Annotated in this window: 17 protein-coding genes; 6 read left to right on the top strand and 11 right to left on the bottom strand. The window is 62.1% G+C overall.

The features are described from left to right. Nucleotides 1-24: 24 nt before the first annotated feature. Nucleotides 25-1,026 carry an AraC family transcriptional regulator gene (locus FJD34_RS24280; protein WP_090292913.1) on the bottom strand — a complete coding sequence of 334 codons (1,002 nt, stop codon included), beginning with the start codon at nt 1,024-1,026 and terminating at the stop codon, nt 25-27. Nucleotides 1,027-1,336: 310 nt separating this feature from the next. Here FJD34_RS24280 and antA point away from each other — a divergent pair, with 310 nt between their 5' ends. The 4 genes from antA (at nt 1,337) to FJD34_RS24300 (ending at nt 5,845) form a co-directional block, all read left to right on the top strand. Further along, nucleotides 1,337-2,728, top strand: a complete 1,392-nt coding sequence (antA, locus tag FJD34_RS24285; protein WP_090292912.1) for an anthranilate 1,2-dioxygenase large subunit — start codon at nt 1,337-1,339, stop codon at nt 2,726-2,728. Next, a complete protein-coding gene (gene antB, locus FJD34_RS24290) occupies nt 2,728-3,219 on the top strand; it encodes an anthranilate 1,2-dioxygenase small subunit (protein ID WP_065942971.1) in 492 nt (163 codons plus the stop codon). Before antA ends, antB begins: the two co-directional genes overlap by 1 nt. 143 nt (nt 3,220-3,362) lie before the next feature. Beyond that, nucleotides 3,363-4,370: an anthranilate 1,2-dioxygenase electron transfer component AntC gene (antC, locus tag FJD34_RS24295; protein WP_090292910.1), complete on the top strand. Its 1,008-nt coding sequence runs from the start codon at nt 3,363-3,365 to the stop codon at nt 4,368-4,370. 71 nt (nt 4,371-4,441) lie between these two features. After that, nucleotides 4,442-5,845: an amino acid permease gene (locus FJD34_RS24300; protein ID WP_090292908.1), complete on the top strand. Its 1,404-nt coding sequence runs from the start codon at nt 4,442-4,444 to the stop codon at nt 5,843-5,845. Between the two features lie 264 nt (nt 5,846-6,109). Here FJD34_RS24300 and kynA read toward each other — a convergent pair whose 3' ends face one another. Both kynA and kynB read right to left on the bottom strand, forming a co-directional pair. Further along, on the bottom strand, nt 6,110-6,967 hold the full coding sequence (gene kynA / locus FJD34_RS24305; RefSeq protein ID WP_032862811.1) for a tryptophan 2,3-dioxygenase: 858 nt from the start codon (nt 6,965-6,967) through the stop codon (nt 6,110-6,112). Beyond that, a complete protein-coding gene (gene kynB, locus FJD34_RS24310) occupies nt 6,964-7,614 on the bottom strand; it encodes an arylformamidase (RefSeq protein WP_032862810.1) in 651 nt (216 codons plus the stop codon). Before kynB ends, kynA begins: the two co-directional genes overlap by 4 nt. A gap of 442 nt (nt 7,615-8,056) precedes the next feature. Between kynB and FJD34_RS24315 the strand changes: the two genes are divergently transcribed. Further along, nucleotides 8,057-8,401: a cupin domain-containing protein gene (locus tag FJD34_RS24315; protein WP_032862809.1), complete on the top strand. Its 345-nt coding sequence runs from the start codon at nt 8,057-8,059 to the stop codon at nt 8,399-8,401. A gap of 48 nt (nt 8,402-8,449) precedes the next feature. Here FJD34_RS24315 and mmsB read toward each other — a convergent pair whose 3' ends face one another. Further along, nucleotides 8,450-9,337 (bottom strand): 3-hydroxyisobutyrate dehydrogenase, encoded by an 888-nt coding sequence (gene mmsB / locus FJD34_RS24320; protein ID WP_032862808.1) that lies wholly within the window; start codon nt 9,335-9,337, stop codon nt 8,450-8,452. Between the two features lie 14 nt (nt 9,338-9,351). Further along, nucleotides 9,352-10,878: a CoA-acylating methylmalonate-semialdehyde dehydrogenase gene (locus FJD34_RS24325; protein ID WP_032862806.1), complete on the bottom strand. Its 1,527-nt coding sequence runs from the start codon at nt 10,876-10,878 to the stop codon at nt 9,352-9,354. A 131-nt stretch (nt 10,879-11,009) separates the two neighbouring features. Here FJD34_RS24325 and FJD34_RS24330 point away from each other — a divergent pair, with 131 nt between their 5' ends. Beyond that, nucleotides 11,010-11,957, top strand: a complete 948-nt coding sequence (locus tag FJD34_RS24330; protein ID WP_065942973.1) for a LysR family transcriptional regulator — start codon at nt 11,010-11,012, stop codon at nt 11,955-11,957. An 84-nt stretch (nt 11,958-12,041) separates the two neighbouring features. Here the strand turns inward: FJD34_RS24330 and FJD34_RS24335 are convergent, their stop codons facing one another. The 6 genes from FJD34_RS24335 to recC all read right to left on the bottom strand — a co-directional run bounded on the left by FJD34_RS24335 (nt 12,042) and on the right by recC (nt 23,686). Beyond that, a complete protein-coding gene (locus FJD34_RS24335; protein WP_032862802.1) occupies nt 12,042-12,533 on the bottom strand; it encodes an OmpA family protein in 492 nt (163 codons plus the stop codon). Nucleotides 12,534-12,537: 4 nt separating this feature from the next. Beyond that, a complete protein-coding gene (locus FJD34_RS24340) occupies nt 12,538-13,806 on the bottom strand; it encodes a diguanylate cyclase domain-containing protein (RefSeq protein WP_090292907.1) in 1,269 nt (422 codons plus the stop codon). Continuing rightward, nucleotides 13,803-14,375, bottom strand: coding sequence for a YfiR family protein (locus tag FJD34_RS24345; protein ID WP_065942974.1), 573 nt, complete (start codon nt 14,373-14,375; stop codon nt 13,803-13,805). Before FJD34_RS24345 ends, FJD34_RS24340 begins: the two co-directional genes overlap by 4 nt. A gap of 139 nt (nt 14,376-14,514) precedes the next feature. After that, on the bottom strand, nt 14,515-16,563 hold the full coding sequence (recD, locus tag FJD34_RS24350) for an exodeoxyribonuclease V subunit alpha (protein ID WP_032862798.1): 2,049 nt from the start codon (nt 16,561-16,563) through the stop codon (nt 14,515-14,517). Continuing rightward, nucleotides 16,560-20,240 (bottom strand): exodeoxyribonuclease V subunit beta, encoded by a 3,681-nt coding sequence (gene recB, locus FJD34_RS24355; protein ID WP_090292905.1) that lies wholly within the window; start codon nt 20,238-20,240, stop codon nt 16,560-16,562. The genes recD and recB overlap by 4 nt, the downstream gene beginning before the upstream one ends. Next, nucleotides 20,240-23,686, bottom strand: a complete 3,447-nt coding sequence (gene recC, locus FJD34_RS24360; RefSeq protein WP_090292903.1) for an exodeoxyribonuclease V subunit gamma — start codon at nt 23,684-23,686, stop codon at nt 20,240-20,242. Before recC ends, recB begins: the two co-directional genes overlap by 1 nt. Nucleotides 23,687-23,880 lie beyond the last annotated feature (194 nt).

The following is a 23,880-nucleotide window of genomic DNA, read 5'->3' on the forward strand; positions in this document are numbered from 1 at the left end:
CCCACATTTTGATCTGCGGTGTGTTCAGGCACCGCGCATGCGCCGCGCATCGTTGCGTTGCAGCGTCTGGCTGGGGGATTCGTCGAAGAGTTTGCGGTACTCCGCCGAGAACCTTCCCAGGTGGGTAAAGCCCCAGCCCAGGGCGATCTCGGAGATGGTGCGGGTGGCCCCGTGTTCAAGAATTTCCTGGCGCACTGCGCTCAGGCGGTACTTTTTCAAATACGCCATGGGCGACAGGGCGAAGTATTTGCGAAACGCATCGAACAGCTTGAACCGCGATACGCCGGTGGCCGCCTCCAGGTCTTCCAGGTGCAGCGCTTCGCGGGCGTTGTCGTGGATGTACTGGCGGGCGCGGATCAGGTAGTGGGGCAACTTGACCCCCAGCACGTCGCGCAATTCTTCGGAGTAGTTGTTCGGCTGGGCCAGGATCAGGCCCTTGATCAGCGAGCTTTCCAGGTCACGGGTAAAGGCGGCCTGGTCATACAGTTCGCTGCTGTGTTCCAGCTCCGCGATGAAGTGCCGCGCCATGCGCCACCACGCCGCCGGTGCGCCCTGCACCGCATCCATCACCGACTCAAAGCGCAACGGCGCATCAATCGGGCGCTGCAGCAGGCCCTCCAGGGTTTCGCTCATTGCCGCGCGGGTAATCACCACTTGCAGCTTGCGGCAATCGCCGGAGATCGCCAGCACCTGGTGTTCATTGGGCGAGATGATCACGCCCTGGTCGCGGTTGGAGCTCAGGCGCTGGCCACCCTTGCTCAACTCCTGCTCGCCCACCAGCGGCAGGCTCAGGCTGTAGCTGCTGAAGTGTTCGGCGTCTTCGATATCAATGGTCACGTCGGTGCCGTATTCGATCACCCCCAGCGTAGTGGCGCGGGACTTGAACACGTTGGCACTGTGGTGGAATCGCAGGCGTTCCGGGGTGGTGGTTTCCAGCCGATGGGGCCCGCAGATGCCGGACATCCAGCTGCGGGCGCCTTCAAGGTCGAAACGTTCAATACGGATATCGCGTGTATGGCTACTCATCAGGTTGCACTCACGGCGGTTGTGGCCAGCGCGCTCTGACGGCGCGTCCGGTGGATCAAGGCAAGTTCTGCGCCACGCCAGGCACTTGCCCACTGGGTGGATAGCAAGCGCCGACTATGTGGATAAGAAGCCGGCTTTTGCGACAAATGCCTGGCAAGACAGTAGCGCATTCCCCTGCGTCGTTGCACCCAAGTGGGTACTTGCTCCCCAACTATGCGGCCCATCTTCCCCGACTAAGCGGATAGCTGGCCGCCCTCCTGCCCGCCTCTAATGGACCACCGATTAGCCACCCAACAAAAAGGTGCCTCCCATGAGTGGTGCAAGAAGCGTCGAGCAGTGGAAAACCTTTATCGAAAGCTGCCTGGATTTTCGCCCGGCAGACGAAGTGTTCCGCATCGCCCGCGACATGTTCACCGAGCCCGAACTGTTCGACCTGGAGATGGAACTGATCTTCGAGAAAAACTGGATCTACGCCTGCCACGAAAGCGAACTGGCCAACAATCATGACTTCGTGACCCTGCGCGCCGGGCGCCAGCCGATGATCATCACCCGCGACGGTGAAGGCCAGCTCAATGCCCTGATCAACGCCTGCCAGCATCGCGGCACCACCTTGACCCGCGTCGGCAAGGGCAATCAGTCCACCTTCACCTGCCCGTTCCACGCCTGGTGCTACAAGAGCGATGGTCGCCTGGTGAAGGTCAAGGCGCCGGGGGAATACCCGGAAAGTTTCGACAAGGCCACCCGCGGCCTGAAGAAGGCGCGCATCGAGAGCTACAAGGGCTTTGTGTTTATCAGCCTCGACGTGCAGGGCACCGACAGCCTGCAAGACTTCCTCGGCGACGCCAAAGTGTTCTTCGACATGATGGTCGCGCAGTCGGCCACCGGTGAGCTGGAAGTGCTGCCCGGCAAGTCGGCCTACACCTACGACGGCAACTGGAAGCTGCAGAACGAAAACGGCCTGGACGGCTACCACGTCAGCACCGTGCACTATAACTACGTGGCCACCGTGCAGCATCGCCAGCAGGTCAACACCGAAAACGGCAGCGCCTCCGGCAGCACCCTGGACTACAGCAAGCTCGGCGCCGGCGATGCCAATACCGATGACGGCTGGTTTGCCTTCAACAACGGCCACAGCGTGTTGTTCAGCGACATGCCCAACCCCAGCGTGCGCTCGGGCTACGCCACCATCATGCCGCGCCTGGTGCAAGAGCATGGCCAGGCCAAGGCCGAATGGATGATGCACCGCCTGCGCAACCTGAACGTCTACCCGAGCCTGTTCTTCCTCGACCAGATCAGCTCGCAACTGCGCATTATCCGCCCGGTGGCGTGGAACAAGACCGAGATCATCAGCCAGTGCCTGGGGGTCAAGCACGAGTCTGACGCCGACCGCGAGAACCGTATCCGCCAGTTTGAAGACTTCTTCAACGTGTCCGGCATGGGCACCCCGGACGACCTGGTGGAGTTTCGCGAAGCCCAGCGCGGTTTCCAGGGCCGCCTGGAACGCTGGAGCGATATCTCCCGGGGCAGCCATCGCTGGGCAACCGGGCCGACGCCCAACAGCGAAGCCATTGGCATTACACCTGCGATGACCGGTACCGAATTCACCCACGAAGGGCTGTATGTCAACCAGCACCGCAACTGGCAGAAATTCCTGCTGAACGGTCTCGACACCCAAGCCCTGAAACTGCACGAGGTGAAATGATGAGCGCGCAATTGCAGTACCAGATCGAGCAGTTTTTCTACCGTAAATCCGAGCTGTGCGACGCCCAGGACTGGGATGCCTATGTGCAACTGTTCGACCCGCAGAGTGAGTTCCACCTGCCGCAATGGGATTCGGAACACGTCTACACCCGCGACCCCAAGCGCGAGATGTCGCTGATCTACTACGCCAACCGTTCGGGCCTGGAAGACCGGGTATTCCGCCTGCGCACCGGCAAGGCGGCTTCCGCAACGCCGATGCCGCGCACCTTGCACCTGATCAATAACGTGCGGATTAGCGAGCTGGCAGACGGCTGCCTGGAGGTGCGGCTGAACTGGCACACGCTGTTTTATCGGTTGGCGATGTCGGAGCAGTTCTATGGCCACGCCACCTATAGCCTCAAGCCCCATGGCGACAGCTGGCTGATCACGCGCAAGCATGCGCTGCTGCTCAACGACACCATCAACTCGGTGCTGGATTTCTACCACCTCTAACAGTCCCCCCCAACTGTAGGAGCGAGCTTGCTCGCGAAAAACCCAAGGGCGCCGCGGGCATTCAGGATGCCCACGCCATCGTTAACGCTTTTCGCGAGCAAGCTCGCTCCTACAGGTATTACCCAATCCATGGAGAACGGTGGATGAATCACAAAGTGGCCTTCAGTTTTGCCGACGGCAAGACCTTGTTCTTCCCGGTGGGCGCCAACGAGATCCTGCTGGATGCGGCGCTGCGCAACGGGATCAAGATCCCCCTCGATTGCCGCGAAGGTGTCTGCGGCACCTGCCAGGGGCGCTGCGAGTCCGGCGACTACAGCCAGGATTATGTCGACGACGAGGCGCTTTCCAGCCGCGACCTGCAACAACGCAAGATGCTCAGTTGCCAGACCCGGGTGCAATCCGACGCGGCGTTTTACTTCGATTTCGATTCAAGCCTGTGCAATGCGCCAGGGCCGGTGCAGCTCAGCGCCAAGGTGTGCGCGGTGCAACAGGTGTCGGCCAGCACCGCGATTTTGTCGCTGCAGCTTGAGCAGGGCCTGGATTTTCTGCCAGGCCAGTACGCCCGGCTGTCGATTCCCGGCTCCGATAGTCAGCGCTCGTACTCCTTTGCCAACCGTCCGGGCAACCGTTTGCAGTTTCTGATCCGCCTGCTGCCGGACGGGGTGATGAGCAATTACATCCGCGAACGCTGCCAAGTCGGCGATGAACTGCGACTGGAGGCCCCCCTGGGCGCGTTTTATCTGCGCCACGTGACCCAGCCGCTGGTACTGGTGGCTGGCGGTACCGGGTTGTCGGCGCTGCTGGGGATGCTGGACGAATTGGCCGAGCGCGGCTGCGAGCAACCGGTGCATCTGTACTACGGCGTGCGTGGCGCTGAAGATTTGTGCGCAGCGCAGCGCATCCAGGCCTATGCCGAATCAATCCCGGGATTTCGCTACACCGAAGTGCTCAGCGACCCATCGCCGCAGTGGACCGGCAAACGTGGCTATCTGACCGAGCATTTCGACATGGCCGAATTGCGGGACAGTTCGGCCGATATGTACGTATGCGGCCCCCCTCCAATGGTCGAATCCATCAAGAACTGGCTGCAAGATCAGGCACTTGATGGCGTTCAGCTGTATTACGAAAAGTTTACCGAGAGTAATATCTGACCCCTCAGCAGTGAGGGGCGGGTCTGGCGTGCAGGATCAACCCTGAAAAAAACAAGTAGAAGGGAATGTTAATGGCGGATGACATGGTTAACCCGGTGGGCCTCAAGCGTGGCCTGAAAAACCGGCATATTCAGCTGATTGCCCTGGGAGGGGCGATTGGTACGGGTTTGTTCCTCGGTTCGGCCGGGGTACTGAAGTCGGCGGGGCCGTCGATGATCCTGGGCTATGCGATAGCCGGGTTCATCGCGTTCCTGATCATGCGCCAGCTGGGCGAGATGATCGTCGAGGAACCGGTCGCCGGCTCCTTCAGCCACTTCGCCCACAAATACTGGGGCGGGTATGCCGGCTTCCTCGCCGGCTGGAACTACTGGGTGCTGTATGTACTGGTGGGCATGGCCGAACTGACAGCCGTGGGCAAGTACATCCAGTTCTGGTGGCCGGAAATACCGACCTGGGTCAGTGCCGTGGTGTTCTTCATTGCGGTGAACCTGATCAACACCCTGAACGTGAAGTTCTTCGGTGAGACCGAGTTCTGGTTCGCGATCATCAAGGTGGTGGCGATCATCGGCATGATCGTGCTCGGCTGCTACCTGCTGTTCAGCGGCACCGGCGGCCCGCAAGCGTCGATCAGCAACCTGTGGGACCACGGCGGCTTCTTCCCCAATGGCGGCATGGGCCTGCTGATGGCCATGGCCTTCATCATGTTCTCGTTCGGTGGCCTGGAGCTGGTGGGTATTACCGCAGCCGAAGCCAGCGAGCCGCGCAAAGTGATCCCCAAGGCGATCAACCAGGTGGTGTACCGGATCCTGATTTTCTACGTCGGCGCACTGACCGTGCTGCTGTCGCTGTACCCATGGGATCAACTGCTGCAAACCCTCGGCGCCTCGGGCGATGCCTACAGCGCCAGCCCGTTCGTGCAGATCTTCTCGCTGATCGGTAACGACACCGCTGCGCACATCCTCAACTTCGTGGTGCTGACCGCCGCGCTGTCGGTGTACAACAGCGGCGTGTATTGCAACAGCCGCATGCTGTTCGGCCTGGCCGAGCAAGGCGACGCGCCCAAGACGCTGATGAAACTCAACAAGCAAGGCGTGCCACTGCGTGCCCTGGGCATTTCGGCCCTGGTGACGCTGCTGTGCGTGGTGATCAACTACGTGGCGCCCAAGGATGCCCTGGTGCTGTTGTTTGCGCTGGTGGTTGCCTCGCTGATGATCAACTGGGCGCTGATCAGCCTGACCCACATCAAGTTCCGCAAAGCCATGGGCGAACAAGGCGTGGTGCCGTCGTTCAAGACCTTCTGGTTCCCGTTCAGCAACTACCTGTGCCTGGCGTTCATGCTGGTGATCGTGGGCGTGATGCTGGCGATTCCGGACATGCGCCCGTCGGTGTATGCGATGCCGGTGTGGGTGGGGATTCTTTTCCTGGCGTACTGGTTGCGCTCCAAGAAGACCAAGGCCGTGGCTGTCGCGCAGTAACCTGTGTAGGGGGCCGCTCATCTGGGAGCGGGCTTGTGTGGGAGCGGGCTTGCTCGCGAAAGCAGTGGGTCAGTCAACATCAATGTTTGCTGAGCCGACGTCTTCGCGAGCAAGCCCGCTCCCACATTTGATCTTCGCTGCTTTAAGCATTGCGTTCGTTTAAGGCAAGCCCTGCTCCCACATGAACAGGGCCACAACAGGAATGCACGACCAACAAAAAGCCCCGGTACTCGATGAGTGCCGGGGCTTTTTGTTGGGTTTCAATCAGAGCGTTGAACGCACTCGCCACAGCTCGGGGAACAGCACAGTGTCGAGCATCTTGCGCAGGTAGCCCACGCCCTCGGTGCCGCCGGTACCCGGCTGGAAGCCGATGATCCGCTCCACCGTGGTCACATGGCGGAAGCGCCATTGGCGGAACGAGTCTTCCAGGTCGATAAACTTCTCGGCCAACTGGTACAGGTCCCAGTACCGGTTCGGATCGCGATACACCTCGCGCCACGCCGCTTCCACGGATTCGTCATGCACCGTGGGCGCCGTCGGGTCGCGTTGCGCGCGTTGCGGGTCAATCGCCAGGCCCGCCTTGATCATCAGGTTGATCGCCTCGTCATACAGCGACGGCGTGGCAATCGCCACTTGCAGCTCCTTCAGCAGCTCTGGGCGATGCGCATGAGGCCGCAACAGTGCCGCGCTTTTATTGCCGAGGATGAACTCGATTTCCCGGTACTGGAACGACTGGAAGCCCGACGACTGCCCCAGGTACGGGCGGATCGCCTTGTACTCCGACGGCGTCATGGTCGCCAGCACCGCCCAGGCGTGCACCAGTTGGTCGAAGATCCGCGACACCCGCGCCAGCATCTTGAACGCCGGCGCCAACTCACCCAGGCGCACGTGTTCACGGGCAGCCTTGAGTTCGTGCAGCATCAGCTTCATCCACAGCTCGGAAGTCTGGTGCTGGATGATAAACAGCATTTCATTGTGGTCCGGCGACAGCGGGTGCTGGGCCGTGAGCACTTTGCCCAGGTCCAGGTAATCGCCGTAGCTCATCGACTCGGAAAAATTCAGCTCAGCGTTATGCCATTCTTCCGGCGGCTGGTAATCAGGGGAGAAAGGACACTGGCTCATCGCGTGGGCTCCTTGAGCGGGCGCAGGATTGCTCGTACCGGGCTGGCATCGAGGTTGGCAAAACGCAGCGGCAGGGCGATCAACTCGTAGTCGCCCTGCGGCACGTCGTCGAGGACAATGCCTTCGAGAATCGCCATGCCATGACGGGCGACGGCGTTGTGGGCATCCATGGTCTTGGACTGTTGCGGGTCCAGGGACGGGGTGTCGATGCCGATCAGGCGCACGCCGAGGCTGGCCAGCAGCTCGACAGTTTCCTTGGCGACAGCGGTGAAGTTCGAATCCCAACTCGTCAGCGGCGCCTGTTGATAAGTCCGCAGCAGAACCCGCTCCGGCAGGTTGTCCAGGCGGCCTTGCAACTGCTCCGGTTGCACCAGCGCGCCGCTGTCCAGGCAATACAGCACCCGACACGGGCCCATATACACGTCCAGCGACACTTCGCCGATAGGCGCGCCGTCGGCGCTGTAGTGCAGCGGCGCATCGACGTGGGCGCCGGTGTGGGGCGACAGGGTGATGCGCCCGACATTCACCGGGCATTCGGGGCCGAACTGCCAGACGCGCTCTTCCTGGAATGGCGTATCGCCCGGCCAGGTCGGGGTGGCGGTGCTCAAGGGCGGGCTGATGTCCCACCACGTTTTTATTGGATTCATACGAGGCTCTCGGTTGTTTCTAAAGTGAATGATACGAGGGCCAGCGGTAAATATTCTTGCGATTTCCAGCGCCCGGCAGGATTTCTTTCGCACTTACTGCGAAGAAACATCCGATTATTGAACGGATCCATCAGCCGCCGCAGATCAAATGTGGGAGCGGGCTTGCCCTAATGCCAGTCAGTTAAGCGGATTCTAATTTCTGTAGGAGCGAGGGGGACGCCTAGTTCTTGCTCGCGAAGGACGTCAACAATAACGCGTGTTTGCTAGGTAAACGCGGCGCTCTCAAGTTCTTCGCGAGCAAGCTCGCTCCTACAGGGGGGCTGTGCAGGTTTTAAGATCGTATTCCAATGCGCTTCTGGGCATCCCGATGTCGAGTTCAGACCACTGGCATTCGCCCCGGCGCTATAGGGTTCACCTTTCCCTTTCCTGCCTTGGAGCCATCATGTCCCAGCCAATCACCGTATTGCGCGATACCCACCCCCTGCCGGTGCTGGACGCCTGTAAATGGGAAAAGCTCGAAGGTGACCCGCACACCGTCAACCTCAACGCCTACACCAGCGAAGACGGCAGCAAGATCATGGGCACCTGGATCTGCACCCCCGGCAAATGGCGGGTGGAATATGTGAAGTGGGAATACTGCCACTTTCAGGAAGGCTACTGCGTGATCACCCCGGACGGCCTGGCGCCGATCCATCTGCGGGCTGGGGATATCTTTGTGGTAGAGCCCGGCATGACGGGCACGTGGGAAGTGGTCGAGACGGTGCGTAAGTATTTCGTGTTTGCCTGACCACGAAAAAACCGGGAACCCGCCCGACGCGGGTTCCCGGAAAATACCTTACTGGGGTTTGCGATAGCTGTTGATGATCGCCGAGAAGTCCTTGCCCCCGTCCCCGCGCTGGCTCATCGATTGATACAACTGCTGCGCCACCGCGCCCAGGATCACTGGCTGGTGCGCCTGGCGCGCGGCTTCAGTCGCCAGGCCCAAATCCTTGAGCATCAGGTCGGCGCCAAACCCGCCGGTATACCCCCGGGAGGCCGGCGCGGTTTCGATCACCCCCGGCCATGGGTTGTAGGTGTCGGAACTCCAGCAGCGCCCGGTGGAGCTGTTGATGATGCCGGCCAGCACTTGCGTGTCGATACCCAGGGCATCGCCCAGGGCCATGGCCTCACTGACGCCAACCATGCTGATCCCCAGCAGCAGGTTGTTGCAGATCTTGGCGATCTGCCCGGTGCCCACATCACCGCAATGCACGATGTTGCGACCCATCTGCGCCAGCACCGGCTGCAGGGTGGCGAACAGTTCCGGGTTGGCGCCGACCATAAAGGTCAAGGTCCCGGCCTGGGCGCCACCGGTGCCGCCGGAGACCGGTGCATCGGCCATCGCCACGCCGTGTTTGGCTGCCGCAGCCGCTACGTCACGCGCGGTTTGCGGGTCGATGGTGCTGCAATCCACCGCAGGCACGCCCTTGCCGATGCCGGCGAGCACGCCGTCTTCATTCAGCCAGACGCTGCGCACATGGGCCGCGGCCGGCAGCATGGTCAACACCAGCTCGGCGCCCTGGGCTGCATCCCGCGGCGACGCGCTGATAGTGCCGCCCAGCGCGGCCAGTTCGTTGAGCACCGTCTGGTTCAGGTCGAACAGGTTCAGCGCGTGGCCGGCCTTGATCAGGTTGCGGGCCATGGGCGCGCCCATGTTGCCCAGGCCGATAAATGCAATCTTCATGGTCGTCTCCTTGATCAACGCAGGTTGATGGTGGTGTTGACGCCATCATTGACACTGCTGTCGTCGAACCAGCGGCTGGTGACGGTTTTGGTCTGGGTGTAGAACTGCACCACTTGCTTGCCGTACGGACCCAGGTCGCCGAGTTTCGAACCACGGGAACCGGTGAAGCTGAAGATCGGGACCGGCACCGGGATCGGGATGTTGATGCCCACCTGGCCGACGTCGATTTCGCTCTGGAATTTGCGCGCCGCCGCACCGCTCTGGGTGAACAGGCCGGTGCCGTTGCCGAACGGGTTGGCGTTGACCAGGGCGATGGCTTCGTCGAGGGTGTCGACTTCCAAAACCACCAGCACCGGGCCGAAGATTTCCTGGGTGTAGATCTGCATGTCGGTGGTCACGCCCGAGAACAGGGTCGGGCCGACGAAGTTACCTTGCTCGAAGCCCGGCACCTGGATACCGCGCCCGTCCAGCTCCAGCTTGGCGCCTTCTTTCACGCCGCTTTCGATCAGGTCGAGGATACGTGCCTTGGCGCGTTTGGAAATCACTGGGCCAACGTCCGTTCCGGCTTCGCTGCCGGCGTTCACTTTGAGTTTCTGCGCCAGGGCCTTGAGGTCCGGCAGCCATTGCTTGGCGGCGCCCACCAGCACCACCACCGAAGTGGCCATGCAGCGTTGACCGGCAGCACCGAAACCGGCGCCGACCAGGGCATTGAGGGTTTGTTCGCGGTTGGCGTCCGGCAGGACCACGGCGTGGTTCTTCGCGCCCATCATCGACTGCACGCGCTTGCCGTGTTTGCCCGCCAGGTCGTAGACGTGGGTGCCGACGGCGGTCGAGCCAACGAAGGACACGGCCTTGATATCTTTGTGGGTGCAGAGTGCGTCCACCACATCCTTGCCACCGTGAACCACGTTCAGCACGCCCGCTGGCACGCCAGCCTCCAGCGCCAGCTCCACCAGCATCAGGGTCGACAGTGGATCCTGCTCCGAAGGCTTGAGCACGAAGGTGTTACCGCAGGCGATGGCCATCGGGAACATCCACAACGGGATCATTGCCGGGAAGTTGAACGGGGTGATGCCAGCGCACACGCCGATCGGTTGGCGCAGGGTGTAGGTGTCGACACCACCGGCCACGTTCTCGGCAAATTCGCCCATTTGCAGGGTGCCGATGGAACAGGCGTGCTCGACCACTTCCAGGCCACGGAAAATATCGCCTTCAGCGTCGGCAATGGTCTTGCCCTGCTCGGCGCTGAGCACTGCGGCAATGCGCTTGGAGTGCTCGCGGATCAGGGCCTGTAGCTTGAGCATGATGCGCATGCGCGCGCCGATTGGCGTCAGCTTCCAGGTCTGGAAGGCGCGCTGGGCGGCGTCGATGGCAGCGTTGACTTCATCGGCCGTGGCAAAGGGCACACGGGCCAGGACTTGCTGGGTCGCCGGGTTGACGATGTCTTGCCACTCGGTGGTCTTGGACTCGACCCATTCACCGTTGATCAACAGTTTGGCCTGTTTCACGGTGGTATCGGCAGACGTAAGCGATGCGTTCATTGTGGTCTCCAGATCTTGTAGTTATGCAGAGAGCCAAGGCGTGAAGCGCCTTGAGGATGAGGCGTTCGGACGATTTTTGGAGTATAGATGTGCAAACATCCAATAAGAACCCACATAAAAGCCGGTCCAACATGCAAAAAAACATCACATCCTTGGGGTCGCTGAACTGGGATGACCTGAAGTTTTTCCTCGAAGTAGCGCGCACCCGCAAGGCCAGCGTCGCCGCCAAGCGCCTGGCAGTGGACTACACCACCGTGTCGCGGCGCATCAGTTCCTTGGAAGGATCCCTGGGCACCCTGTTGTTCGAAAAATCCCGCACCAGCGGCTTTGTCCTGACCAACGAAGGCCAGCGTTTGCTGGGTTACGCCGAGTCCATCGAAAGCACCCTGCACATGGCCTGCGAACAAGTATCCGGCTCTGGTGTGGCGTTGTCCGGGCATGTGCGCATGGGCTGCACCGAGGGCTTCGGCAGTTTCTTCGTCACCCCGCAACTGAGCCACTTCGTCGACACTTACCCGGCGATCTCGGTGGATATCCTGCCCCTGCCCCACTTCATCAGCCTGTCCAAGCGCGAAGCCGACATCGTCATCGCCCTGGAACGCCCGGAACACGGCCCCTACGTGTGCTGCAAACTGTGCGACTACAAACTGCAGCTGTACGCGACCCAGGACTACCTCGACCAACACCCCCCCATCCGCCGCCCCGCCGACCTGACCGAGCATCCGTTTATCAGCTATGTGGATGACCTGGCGTTCAGCTCGGAGCTGCTGTACCTGGCCAATGTGATCCCGGGCGCCAGCGCCAGCCTGCGCAGCACCAGCGTGATCGCGCAGTACGTGGCCGCGCAGCAGGGGCGTTCACTGGCGATATTGCCGTGCTTCTTGGCCGCGCAGGATCCGCGGTTGCTGCCGGTGTTGGGGGAGGAGATCACTATTACGCGGCAGTTCTGGATGTATTGCCGGGAGGATTTGAGGAAGTTGAAGCGGATTACGTTGTTGTGGGATTACATCCGCGAGGTGACGGAACAGAACCAGGAGTTGTTGATGGGGCAAACGCGGACGATGGTGTTTGCCCAATAGCCGCCAGAACGCTGAACCAACTATGGGGCGAGCAAGCCCGCTCCCACAGTTGAACGTATTTCAAATTTAGACCGAGCTGTTGGCTCAGTCGGCGATCACCACAATCGATACCCGGCGGTTTTCGGTACGCCCCGCCACTGTGGTGTTGGGCGCTACCGGCTCGCTGCTGCCCAGGCCGCGCAGTTGCACATTTTCTTCCTTCATACCCACGGCGACCAAGACCTTGCCAACGCTTTTCGCCCGGCGCAGGGACAGTTGCTGGTTGTAGGACTCCTTGCCCGAGGCATCAGTGTGGCCGTCTACGCGCACGCGTTCGATGCCTACGCCAGAGAGGGCCTTGCCGATGCGTTCGACGATTTCAGTGCTGGGCTTGTTGAGTTTTTCGACGTCGCTGCCAAACAGCACTTTACCCGACAGGCCAAATGCCCAGCCTTCGTCAGTCAGTTCGAAGCCTTGTTGCTTGAGCACCGCCACTTGTGCGGGTGTCAGGCCTTTGGGCGGGGCGGTCTGGCAGCCGCTCAGCGCCAGCAGGGCGATAAACAAGGTGATAAAGAGAACGCGTGTGTTAGCAAACAAGGGATCAACTCCTGTGTTGAACATTGGCGACAGAGTGCTCCGACTCCGCCGTGTGCTGGCCACCCTGGGAAAGGCGTTTGGCCTGGTACATTGCCGCATCTGCGGCATTGAGCAGGGCGCCGGGAGTGGCGCCATGATCGGGATAAACGGCGATGCCGATACTGAGTGAGGTCAACACTTGGGTGTTGCCCGGCAGCGGAATGGGTTGGTCCATGCTGGCGATGATTTTGTCGGCGATGCGCTGGGCATCTTCGAGCTTGTGCAGGGGTGAGAGCAGGATGGCGAATTCGTCACCGCCCAGGCGTGCCACCAGGTCACTTTCGCGCAGTTGCGCACGCACCCGCGCGGCCACCGCCACCAGCACCACGTCGCCAGCGGCGTGGCCAAAGCTGTCATTGATGTCTTTGAAACGGTCGCTGTCGAGAAACAGCACCGCCACCCGCTCGTTGAGTTTGGCCGCACTGCGCAACGCGCGAATCAGCCTGCCCTCGAAGAACGCGCGGTTGGGCAGCCCGGTCAGGCTGTCATGGCTGGCCTGGTGAGCGAGGGTTTCGTTCTCGCTTTGCAGGTGGGTTTGCCAGGCTTCCAGTTCGTCGAGCAGGGCATTGAAGTCATTGCCCAGGCTGTCGAGTTCGGCTATCTGCGCCGGCGGCACACGCCGGTCGAAAGCCCGTTCGCTGCGCGCGGCGTGGGCCACATCGGCCAGGCGGTGCAGTGGGCCGGTGATGCCGCGCAACATGCGTCGCGCCAGGTAGATCGCCACCCAGCCGCTGAGGGCCGTGCAGACGATGATCCCGGCCAGGCCACTGAGCAAAAAGCGCAACAGACTACCGCCGTGGCCACTCAACTCGACGGTGCCGATTTTTTTGCCATCGCGCAGGATCGGTTGGCTGATGGGTTCTTCAAGCAGCGAATGAGCCAGCTCCAGCTCCACCTTGGACAGCACCCCTGTTTCCGGGCGCACCCAGTGCGCCAGGGTGACGCCGTTCACATCCAACACCCGGGCTTCGGCCACTTCTTCGGTGGAGGCGATCATCGCCAGGGCCTCGGTGGCCACTACGCGGTCGTTGAACACCACTGCCGCTTCCACGGTGTAGTTGATGGAGCGCGCGATCAGGTGCAGGTTGTGATCGGCGTAGACCCGCAGGGCCAGCACACCGAGCAGGGTCAGGGACACACTGGCCATGCCCACTGCCAGCAACGCCACGCTCAGGTGTCCGCGACCAAGGACCGAGCGTAATGTGGGGCGGGTTGTAATGGTGCGCAGCCTCATGGCTCCGGCGCTCGGCGACGGGACAATTGCAGGACGCTGGGATGAATGCGCACACCGCTGCGGGCCACGGAGTCGAGGTTGACCTCGAACGATACCTGCTCATCGCTCACCCGCAGGCAGAACAGGCTGCCTACGGTGCATTGGTCGCCGCCTTCGCTGATGCTCAGCACCGGATGACCGATCAGCGCGGAGAACAGGCGGCTGCGCTCCTCAGGGGCGAGCTTGCCGATATACAACGCGTCGCAGGCATTGACGATGGCAGGGTTATCCGCCAGCAGACGCTGGACCACCACCGGCCGGCCGGTGGCCTGGGTGGTGCCCTTGACCAGGTCATCGGTGTATTGGGTCGGGCCAACGATGCACAAGCGCAGTTGGGCGGGCTCCACCGGCCAACGGGCGTAGCTGAGAATCCCCAGTACCACTTGGGTCACTGCCTGGGCTCGCTGGTCGGCCGCACTGGCAGTGGACACCTGGGCAAAAGCCAAAGGCGTGACAAAGCACAGAACGGCCAACAGCAGCATTCGTCTCCAGCTCCAACTACGCTCTGCGGGCGAGACAGCCACGTTCATGCAGCGATTCTCTTTGATCTTCTCGGGATGATGCCGCAACGATAGCATATTGGCGGAAACCCCAGCGAGGCGGGGCCTAGGTAGATTCCGCCATTTATTAAGAAAAAACCTACACAACGGTCAGGTTTTTCCCACCCCATTACGCACCCAGCTCCAACATCAGCCCACTCAAACGTTTCACCTTGCGCCGTACTGCTTCCTCGAAAACCCCGCCACGGGTTTCGATCAAACTGAAGCGATCCTTGGCCCGGGTGATACCTGTATAGATCAACTCCTTGGTCAGCACAGGGTTCAACGCATCCGGCAGGATCAGGGCCGTGTGGGCGAACTCCGAGCCCTGGGACTTGTGCACGGTCATGGCGTAGACGGTTTCCACGTCATTGAGCCGGCTCGGCAGGACAAAACGCACCCCGCCCTGGCCATCGTTGCGCGGGAAAGCCACACGCAGTACCTGCGGACCGCCGTCGCTTTCGGGCAATTTCAAGGCGATACCAATGTCGCCGTTCATCAAGCCCAGGCCGTAGTCGTTGCGGGTCATCAGCACCGGACGGCCTTCGTACCATTGCTGGTCGCTGTCGATCAGCCGGGCCTTGAGCAACGCGGCGGTGATGCGCTGGTTGAGGCCTTCCACACCCCAGGGCCCCTTACGCACCGCGCACAGCAGTTGGAAGGCATCGAAGGCTTGTAACAACTGGCGCGCCCAGTCGGTCCAGCGCGGGTCGTCGCGGGGTGTCTCGGCCGCTGGGCGCGAGGTGCGCAACAGGTTCAGGTAATAACGATAGCCGTGGGCATCGGCACCCTGCCCGTCCAGCACCAGGCGCTCCAGGGCACGGTCATGCTCGCCCTTGAGACTCAGGCGAAACAGGTCATGGCTGCCGGCGTCCAGCAGTTGGCGGGCCTGTTCGGGATTCTGCTGGTTGACCCAGCGTGCCAACTGACCGATGCCACTGCCTTCGCCGAAACGTCGGGAGTAGCGCAGCATGACCACTTGTTGTGCCAGGGGATGACTGGCGTCGAGGTCTTCCTGCAGGCCGCTGCCCGCCAAGCTTTCACCGCTGACGTGTTCCAGCCATTGCCGGGTGTGGGGGCTGTACCAGCCAGCCTCGGCATCCCGGCACAAGTCGCCGAGCACCGCGCCGGCTTCCACCGAGGCCAATTGGTCCTTGTCCCCCAGCAGCACCAGCCGCGCATGGGGTGGCAAGGCGTCCAGCAGGTTGGCCATCATTTCCAGGTCGATCATCGAGGCTTCATCGACCACCAGCACATCCAGCGGCAACAAGTTGCCCGCGTGATGGCGAAAATGCCGGGTGCCGGGACGGCTGCCCAGCAGGCGATGCACGGTGGTGACCTCGGTGGGGATTTTTTCGCGCACCGCGTCAGACACTTGCAGCGAACGCACTTGCTGGCTGATGGATTCGGTCAGGCGTGCCGCCGCCTTGCCGGTAGGCGCCGCGAGACGGATGCGCAGCGCCGTGCCCTGCTCCACTGCCGGCGCTTGCAACAATGCCAGCAGGCGCACCACGGTGGTGGTCTTGCCGGTGCCGGGACCGCCGGTGACGATGCTGAACGCGCCGCGCGTGGCGAGGGCACAGGCGAGTTTCTGCCAATCGACCACACCCTCCGGCGGCGCCTGGTCGAACAGGCCATTCAAGCGTTGAGGCAAGTCGGCCAAAATGGCTTCCTGGGTAGCCAGGCGCTGGCGCAGTGCGCTGTCGATGCGCCGCTCATAGGTCCAGTAGCGTCGCAGATACAGGCGCTTGCCCGACAACACCAGCGGCCGGCTTTGCGCTGCCGCGCTGCCATCGACGGCCAGCGCCACCAGCGGGCTCGCCGCCAGGGCGTGGCACCAATGGGCGCCTTCCTGGCCATCAAGCAGTTGCGAGGGCAGCAGCATCACGCCGCTCTGCACGTCACCTTCCGGCGGCAGCGACAGGGCGAAATCCGGGGCACTCAAGGTTTCGAACAAGTCCAGGCACACGTGACCGTGGCCCAGTTGGTGACTGGTCAGGGCCGCAGCCAGCAGCACCAGGGGATCGGCCTGTGGGTCGAGTTCGTGGAGAAAGCCCACGAACGCCTTGTCCAGCGCCCGCAACCAGCCACGCTCGACCCAGCGCGCAAGCAGGTGCATCAGGTCGTCAGCGCGGTCCAGCGGTGCCAGTGCCTCCAACGGCATAGTCGAGAGGCTCATAGCAGGACTCCTTGTTCCCAAGCCGGTTCGACCTTGGGTGGTGGCGGTTTGCCCTGGAACAGCAGGTCCAGGCGCTCGATCAGTTCCCGTGGTGGCCGGGTGAAATACGCGCCCTGGCTCACCGCCTGGGTGCCGCGCAGGAACAGGTAGAGCGCGCCGCCCACATGCCGCTCGTAGTCGTAATCGGGCAGGCGTGCCTTGAGCTGGCGATGCAGGGCCAGCAAGTAGAGGACGTATTGCAGATCATAACGATGGTCAAGAATCGACTGTTCCATGGCCTCGCGGGTGTAGGCCGCATCGTCGGCGCCGAGCCAGTTGGATTTGTAGTCGGCCACGTAATAGCGGCCGTCGTGTTCGAAGGTCAGGTCGATAAACCCCTTGAACATGCCATTGAGCAACACCGGTTCGGCGGCCACCCGCGACACGCCGTCGTGGGTGTATTGGCAGACCAGTAGGTCGAGGGCGAGCACGTCGACTTTGTGGCTGGCGAACCAGAACTCCATTTCGATCTGATAGTGCTGCAAGTCACCCAGGGTCACCGATGCCTGCCCATGACCCAGGCCCAGCGGCGCTTGCAGCAGGTGCCCGAGCCAGCCACCGAGGGTGCCGATCCAGCCTTCCCAACCGCGTCGGTTGCAGCGCCGGGCGACCGCATCTTCGATGGCTTCGGGCGTGACGTTGAAGCCCTCGTTACCGGCCCATTCCAGCAGCCCATGGAGAAAGGTCCCGGGGTTGGGACCGCGCGGGAAACGGTGGATGTCACCGCCAGACGCGGCGACTTCCCGTGGTGCATCCGGGTCCAGGCGTTCGTCGTCGAACAGCTTCTGCGCTTGTGGGCTTTCCGGGGCCTCCAGGCTGGCGGCGCTCATGCTTTCGCCAATGCGCAGGGCGCTGTAGGAGGCAATCCACCAGTTTTCCGCCGCCTTGCGCTTGGGTAGCAGCGGCGCAAGCAAGGTCGCTTCATTGCGCGGTGGCTGGTAGGTGCTGGTGTCGGCGTCTGGCATTTGCCCATAGGCAATCGCCGCGCAGCCGTCCTGCAAGTCCATCAGCCAGCGGGCCAGGGCTGCGGACTCACCCAGGGGCGCGCCGCCGCCCAACAGATAGCCCAGGGCCGAGAGGTGCAAGACTGAACTGTTATTATTGCCACGCTTGAGGTCAGCCACGCCGAGCCAACAGGCATGTTTGGCCCGGGTCAGGGCCACGTAGAACAAGCGCAGGTCTTCGGCCAGGCGCTCGTCATCGGCCTGGGCGATCAGTTCGGCGGTGGGTTTGAGGCTGACCTGGGACTTGCCGTGGGCATCGTGGTAGTGCAGCGGCAGGCGGCTGCCGTCGACGGGCTTGGCCGAGCAGATAAACGGCAGGAACACCAGGTCGTATTCCAGGCCCTTGGATTTGTGGATGGTCACCACCTTGACCAGTTGCTCATCGCTTTCCAGGCGCAGGATCTGCTCTTCACCGGCCTGGCCCGAGAGTGCCAGGTGTTCGGCCAGATGACGAATCAGTGCTTGTTCACCGTCCAGTTCAGCAGCCGCTTGTTGCAGTAATTCGCACAGGTGCAACAGGTTGGTCAGCACGCGCTCGCCATCGCTGCGGGCGATCAGGGTTTGCGGCAATTTGAAGTCATGCAGCAGGCGCCGCAGCATTGGCAGCACGCCTTGGGTCCGCCAGACCACGCGGTAGTCGCGAAACTGCATGACCCGCTGTTCCCAGGCCAATTCGTCCTGGTTCAGTTGCTCCAGTTCCGCCAGCGACAGGTTGAGGGTGACGCAGGCCAGCGCGGCACGCAGCGGGCGCTCGACATCGGGTTCGGCACAGGCCTTGAGCCAGGCGAGCAGGTCGTGGGCTTCCTGGGAGGCGAATACCGAATCCTTGTCCGACAGATACACACTGCGCACGCCACGCGCGGCCAGTTCACCGCGCACGGCCTGGGCTTCCTTGCCGTCACGCACAAGGATGGCGATGTTCGACGGCTGCACCGGGGTGAAGTCCGCATCCTTGATAAACCCTGCACTGCCCTGCTGGCCGCCATTGAGCAACGCGACGATCTGGCTGGCACACGCGCCGGCCAGTTGTTGGCGATAGAGCACATTGGAGATCGGCTGGTCGGTGGGCAGGTGCCAGATATTCAGGGCGGGCAGTGTGTGGCCATCAACCTGCAATTGTTCCTTGCGGCCTTGGGACGATACCGGCTGGAACGGCACCGGGTTCTCGCCGTCTGGCTCGCGGAACAGAAACGCCCCACGTCCGGTTTCCGCACGCTCGAACACATGGTTGACCGCCTCGACCATGGCATGGCTGGAACGAAAGTTGGTGCCCAGGGTGTGCAGGCGCCCGGTCGTGGCCTGGCGCGCGCGCAGGTAGGTGTAGATATCAGCGCCGCGAAAGGCGTAGATCGCCTGCTTGGGGTCGCCGATCAGAAACAGCCCGCTCTGTGGGTTGTTGTCTTCGATGCGGTAGATGCTTTCGAAAATCCGGTACTGCACTGGGTCGGTGTCCTGGAATTCATCGATCAGGGCCACCGGGAATTGCTCGCGGATCACGCTGGCCAAGCGCTCGCCGCCCTCGGTTTGCAGCGCGGCGTCCAGACGAATGAGCATGTCGTCGAAGCCCATCTCGGCCCGCCGGCGCTTCTCATCCTCAAAACGCTTACCCACCCACGCGGCCGCGTGTTGCAACACGGCGGCGTCGGGTGTTGGCAGGGCGTCGAGGCTGGCTTTGAGCCCCGCCATGGCCTCGATACCTGGATGATGGGGCGCGTCGCCCTTCCAGGCTTCGGCCATGCCGTCGGGCGTCAGGCGGGTGAAGCCGGTGCCGATATCCAGTTGCTCCAGGGTTTCGTCGGCGGCCCAGGCGCTGATTTTCTCGAACCACGGTTCAAAATAACGGGCCTGCATTTTACGGCCATCGACAGCCTTGGCGGCGACGGCTTGCAAACAGATCTCGCGCAGCTCGGCGGCCCATTGTTGCCAAGGGGCCTTGATCGCCACCAGGGCCTCACGGCGTTCGTGCAGGCAGGCCTCGATCAGTTCGGCCGGCTCGCGCGGGTCGTCACTGGGGCGCTCACTGCCAAACAGCGCACGCACCCGGGGCATCAGCGCCGCCGGGCCGCCCCAGTTGCTGCGGACCCAGTTCAGGGCATCGCCGTGCATCGGGTAGCAGAACAGGCGCCAATAATCGCGCAGCACTTCGCCGAGCAGGTCACTGTGGTCGGTTTCCAGGGTCTGGGTAAACAGGCTGCCACTGTCGAAGGCGTGCTCGCGCAGCATGCGCTGGCACCAACTGTGGATGGTCGAGACGGCGGCTTCGTCCATCCATTGCGCGGCGATGTCGAGTCGGTTGGCGCAGGCGGGCCATTGGTCGGTGCTGTACTGATCGCGCAGTTCGGCGATCAGCGCATCGGGCTGCTGGATTTCATCACGAAAGTAGCGTGCGGCCTCCGCAAGACGGGTGCGGATGCGTTCGCGCAGTTCTTTGGTCGCGGCATCGGTGAACGTTACGACGAGAATTTGCGGCGGCAGTAATTCGCGGCCAAAACCGGCTTCGTCGCCACCATGACCCAGGACCAGGCGCAGGTACAACGCCGAGATGGTGAAGGTCTTGCCTGTGCCGGCGCTGGCTTCAATCAGTTGGCTGCCGTGCAGCGGAAAGGCCAGGGCCAGGGGTTTGGTGGCGCTCATCAGTGAGCCTCCTGGCTGGTCAGTGATCGCCAGGGAGCGGTGATCAGTGGACGGTACAAGGTTTCACACCAGCCTTCGAAATCCTCGCTGGCAATCAGGGCCGCATAGTCGGGAAATTGCCGGGTGAGTGCAGGGCTTTCGCGGCGCTCGCCATCGTGGGTGATGCCATCGCCTTCGTAGGTTTTAAGGGCGGCAGCCTGGGCTTTGTCCGGGTCAGTTTGGCCGAGCCAGGCAAACGCGGTTTTGACTGCCACCGGTAGTGGCTCGCTCATGCCAGCCTGCCAGGCCAGGAGCAGGTTACCGAGGATGTCCTGGGCCGTATTTTGCTGCAGAGGGGCCAGCAAGAGGGTGTCATCACTGGCCACCAGGCCGGTGCTCAAGGGCAAGCCACACGCACAGGCCACCAGGTGATTGACCCATGGGCGGATCAGGCGATGCCATTTGCGGGTCTTGATCGAGCCGATGCTGTTGGGGATGGTGGTCACGCTGAGCAAACCGCCATCACTGCGGCCGTGCAAGCCGCTGATCCAGCCATCGAGTTCAATACCCTGGTGCGTGAAGCTGACAGGTTCTGCCATGTTGTGGGGCACAGGCCAAAGCGCCAGGAGTTGCTGGTAGCGCTGCAGCAAGTCAGGCAAGGGCTCGATCAGTTCATTACGCAGGCATTCGCCGAAACCCACCATGGGCAACAGGCCACTGCCTTGAAGACGTTGCGCCTGGGCCTCCAGGGCTTGCTCCAGATGGTCCGGGTCGGTCAACGCGGCAGCGAGCAGGCTGTCACTCAAGGTGTAGCGCTGCAAGGCATCGAGGACAAAAGGCTCTTCATCGGCCAGGGGTACTTCGGCCGCTTCGAAAAACACCTTGAGGCGCTGGCTGAAGAAATGCCTGACGGGGTTGCGCAGGAAGTCTTGCAACTGCCCCAGGCTCAGGGGGGCTTCCTGGAGGTAGGGTGCCAGGCGGGTTACTTCGCCGGGCTCGCCTTGGGCTTCATGTAACAGCTGCCATTCGCGGGCGTAGCTGAACAGTGGATCGCCCTCGTGGAAGTAGCGCGCACTGAAGGGTTGCAGCGGATGTTCCTGGGTCATTGCCTCCAGCAGCGGCGGCTCCTGGGCATGTTGCCAGCCGCTGGCCAGGTGGTCGCGCAACTGGCCGATCAGCACAGAGGCTGGGCGCTCGCTGTTGTCGCGGATACTGCGCCCCACCCAGCTGATGTAGAGCTGGTCGCGCGCCGAGAGCAGGGCTTCAAGCAATAAATAACGGTCATCTTCGCGGCGAGAACGGTCGCCGGGCCGGTAGTCGCTGCCCATCAGGTCGAAATCCAGCGGCGGTTGGGCGCGAGGATAGTCGCCATCATTCATGCCTAGCAGGCACACCAGCTTGAACGGAATCGCACGCATCGGCATCAGGGTGCAGAAGTTCACGGCACCCGCGAGGAAGCGCTGGGACAGGCGGCCCTGGTCGAGGCCGGCAAGCCAGGCCTCACGAACGACGGTCAACGGTAATTCGTCATACAGGCCGACGGACTCGCAGGTTTCCAGCCAGTCTTCGCGCAGTTGCTCCAACTGGCCCAGCAGATAGTCATCGTGTTCATTGCTGGGCAGGAAGAAGCGCTGCATCAGGTCTTGCAGGCGTACGCCCCAGGCTTGCGGTGTCGCCGGTTGTGACAGGGCTTGGTGGGCATCGTGCAGTGCGTCAAGCAAGGCGACCAGTGGGCCGATCAGCGCCGCGTCGAGGCCGCCGATTTCGTCATAGGGCTCAATGCCAGCGCAGGCTGCGCCGCTGCCGACGGCATAGCCCAGCAGCATGCGGCGCAGGCCGAAACGCCAGCTGTTCTGCTCCAGTTCAGTGGGCAGGCCAAGGCCTGCGCGTTGTTCGGCATTAAGGCCCCAGCGGATGCCGGCGCCTTCTATCCAACGGTGCAGGGTGGGCAGATCGCGCTCCTGGATGGCGAAACGTTCGCGCAGGGCGGGAACGTCCAGCAAGTCGAGGATTTCGCTGACTGGGAAGCGGCTGTCCGGGAGTTTGAGCAAATGTTCGACCGCGATCAACAGTGGATCTCGACCACGCTGGCCCTGGTCAGTCAGGGTGAAGGGGATGAAGCGTGGATCTTTTTTATCCAGTTGGCCGAATACCGCGCGGATATGCGGTGCATAGCTGTCGACGTCCGGGACCATGACGATAACGTCTCGGGGGCGCAGCGAGGGGTTGTCGCTAAAGCGCTGCAGCAGTTGGTCGTGGAGGATTTCCACTTCGCGCTGGGCGCTGTGGGCGATATGGAAACGGATCGAGCTGTCGTGCAGAAGATCAACAGCGGGCCAGCGTTCGCGGGTTTCGTTGAGCGGGCGCAGCTCGAGGATATCGTCCTGCAACTGGTTGAGGATTGTGGTCGGCTCGCTGTCGCTGAACAGGTCGATACGACCGTCGCGGAACGCTGAGCGGTAGCTGTTGGGATCGTCGTAGCTGTCCAGCAGGTTGATGTAGTCGCGACCTTGCTTGCCCCAGGCGGCCAACAGTGGGTGGGCGTGCTGGTGCAAGGTTTGCGGGTCGATGGTGACGGGCATCCCGGTCTTGCGCGCCTGGCGTTTGTATTCGTTTCTCAGCAGGTCTTTATCGGCAACGATGTCGGACCAGTGGTGACGGCAAGGGTTGTGTACGCAGAGCAATACCTGGCTGAAACGGGCCAGGCCGGCCAGAGCCTCAAGGGCCTGGGCCGGCAAGGAAGAAATGCCAAACACAATGACTCGGGACGGCAGGCCTTGCGGGGCGGTCGCCAGGTGATTGATACGTTCGATAAAACGCTGATGGACACCGGCCCGGCTCTGCGCCATACCTTCCTCCCCGACATCCAGCAGCAACGCCCGCCATAGCTCGGCCTGCCAGCAGTTCGCGGGGCTCAGAGCCTTGGCCTCGCCTCGGACATTGCGCAGTTGGTGACGGCCAGCCGCCCAGTCCTCCAGCCAGTCTGCGCGGTAAACCTGATATTGGTCGAACAGGTCGGCCAGGCGCTCTGCCAGTTGGTAGCGTTTGCGCAGGTCGGTGTCATGGGTGAGGAAGCGTTGCAGGGGCTCGAAGTGCGGTTGGTCGATCAGCTCGGGCAATAGGCGCATAAGACGCCAGGTCAGCGGGGCTTTATCCAACAGGGATTTGACCGGGATTTCGTCACGGCCCAGCACCATGCGATAGAGCTGCCACATGAAACTGCCGGGCAGTTGCACGTCGATCGCAGCGGCGATGCCGCAGCCACCCATATCGTCATCTTCCGGATCTTCAGCAAGCGCCAATTTGAGCCATTGCGCGATACCGTTGCTTTGCACCAGGGCGATTTCGTTTTCCAGGGGAGCCAGTGGGTAACGGCGCATCCAACTGACAACCAGGCTGCGCAGTTCATCCAGGCGATTGCCGTGGACGACCATGAATCCAGCGCTGAGGGACGTTGCATCCGGCATAACGGCTTCCTTGGGAAAAGCAAAATCGAGGGAGGGACTTTAGCATTGAAGGCGGGTGCAAGCTGCAAGCAGCCCCTTTCCGAGCGCCCAAAACAAAACCCCAACTGCTTTCGCAATTGGGGTTTCGGAATTTAATCTTGACGATGACCTACTCTCACATGGGGAAACCCCACACTACCATCGGCGATGCATCG

It is taken from the genome of Pseudomonas brenneri (genome assembly GCF_007858285.1).
GTDB lineage: Bacteria > Pseudomonadota > Gammaproteobacteria > Pseudomonadales > Pseudomonadaceae > Aquipseudomonas > Aquipseudomonas brenneri.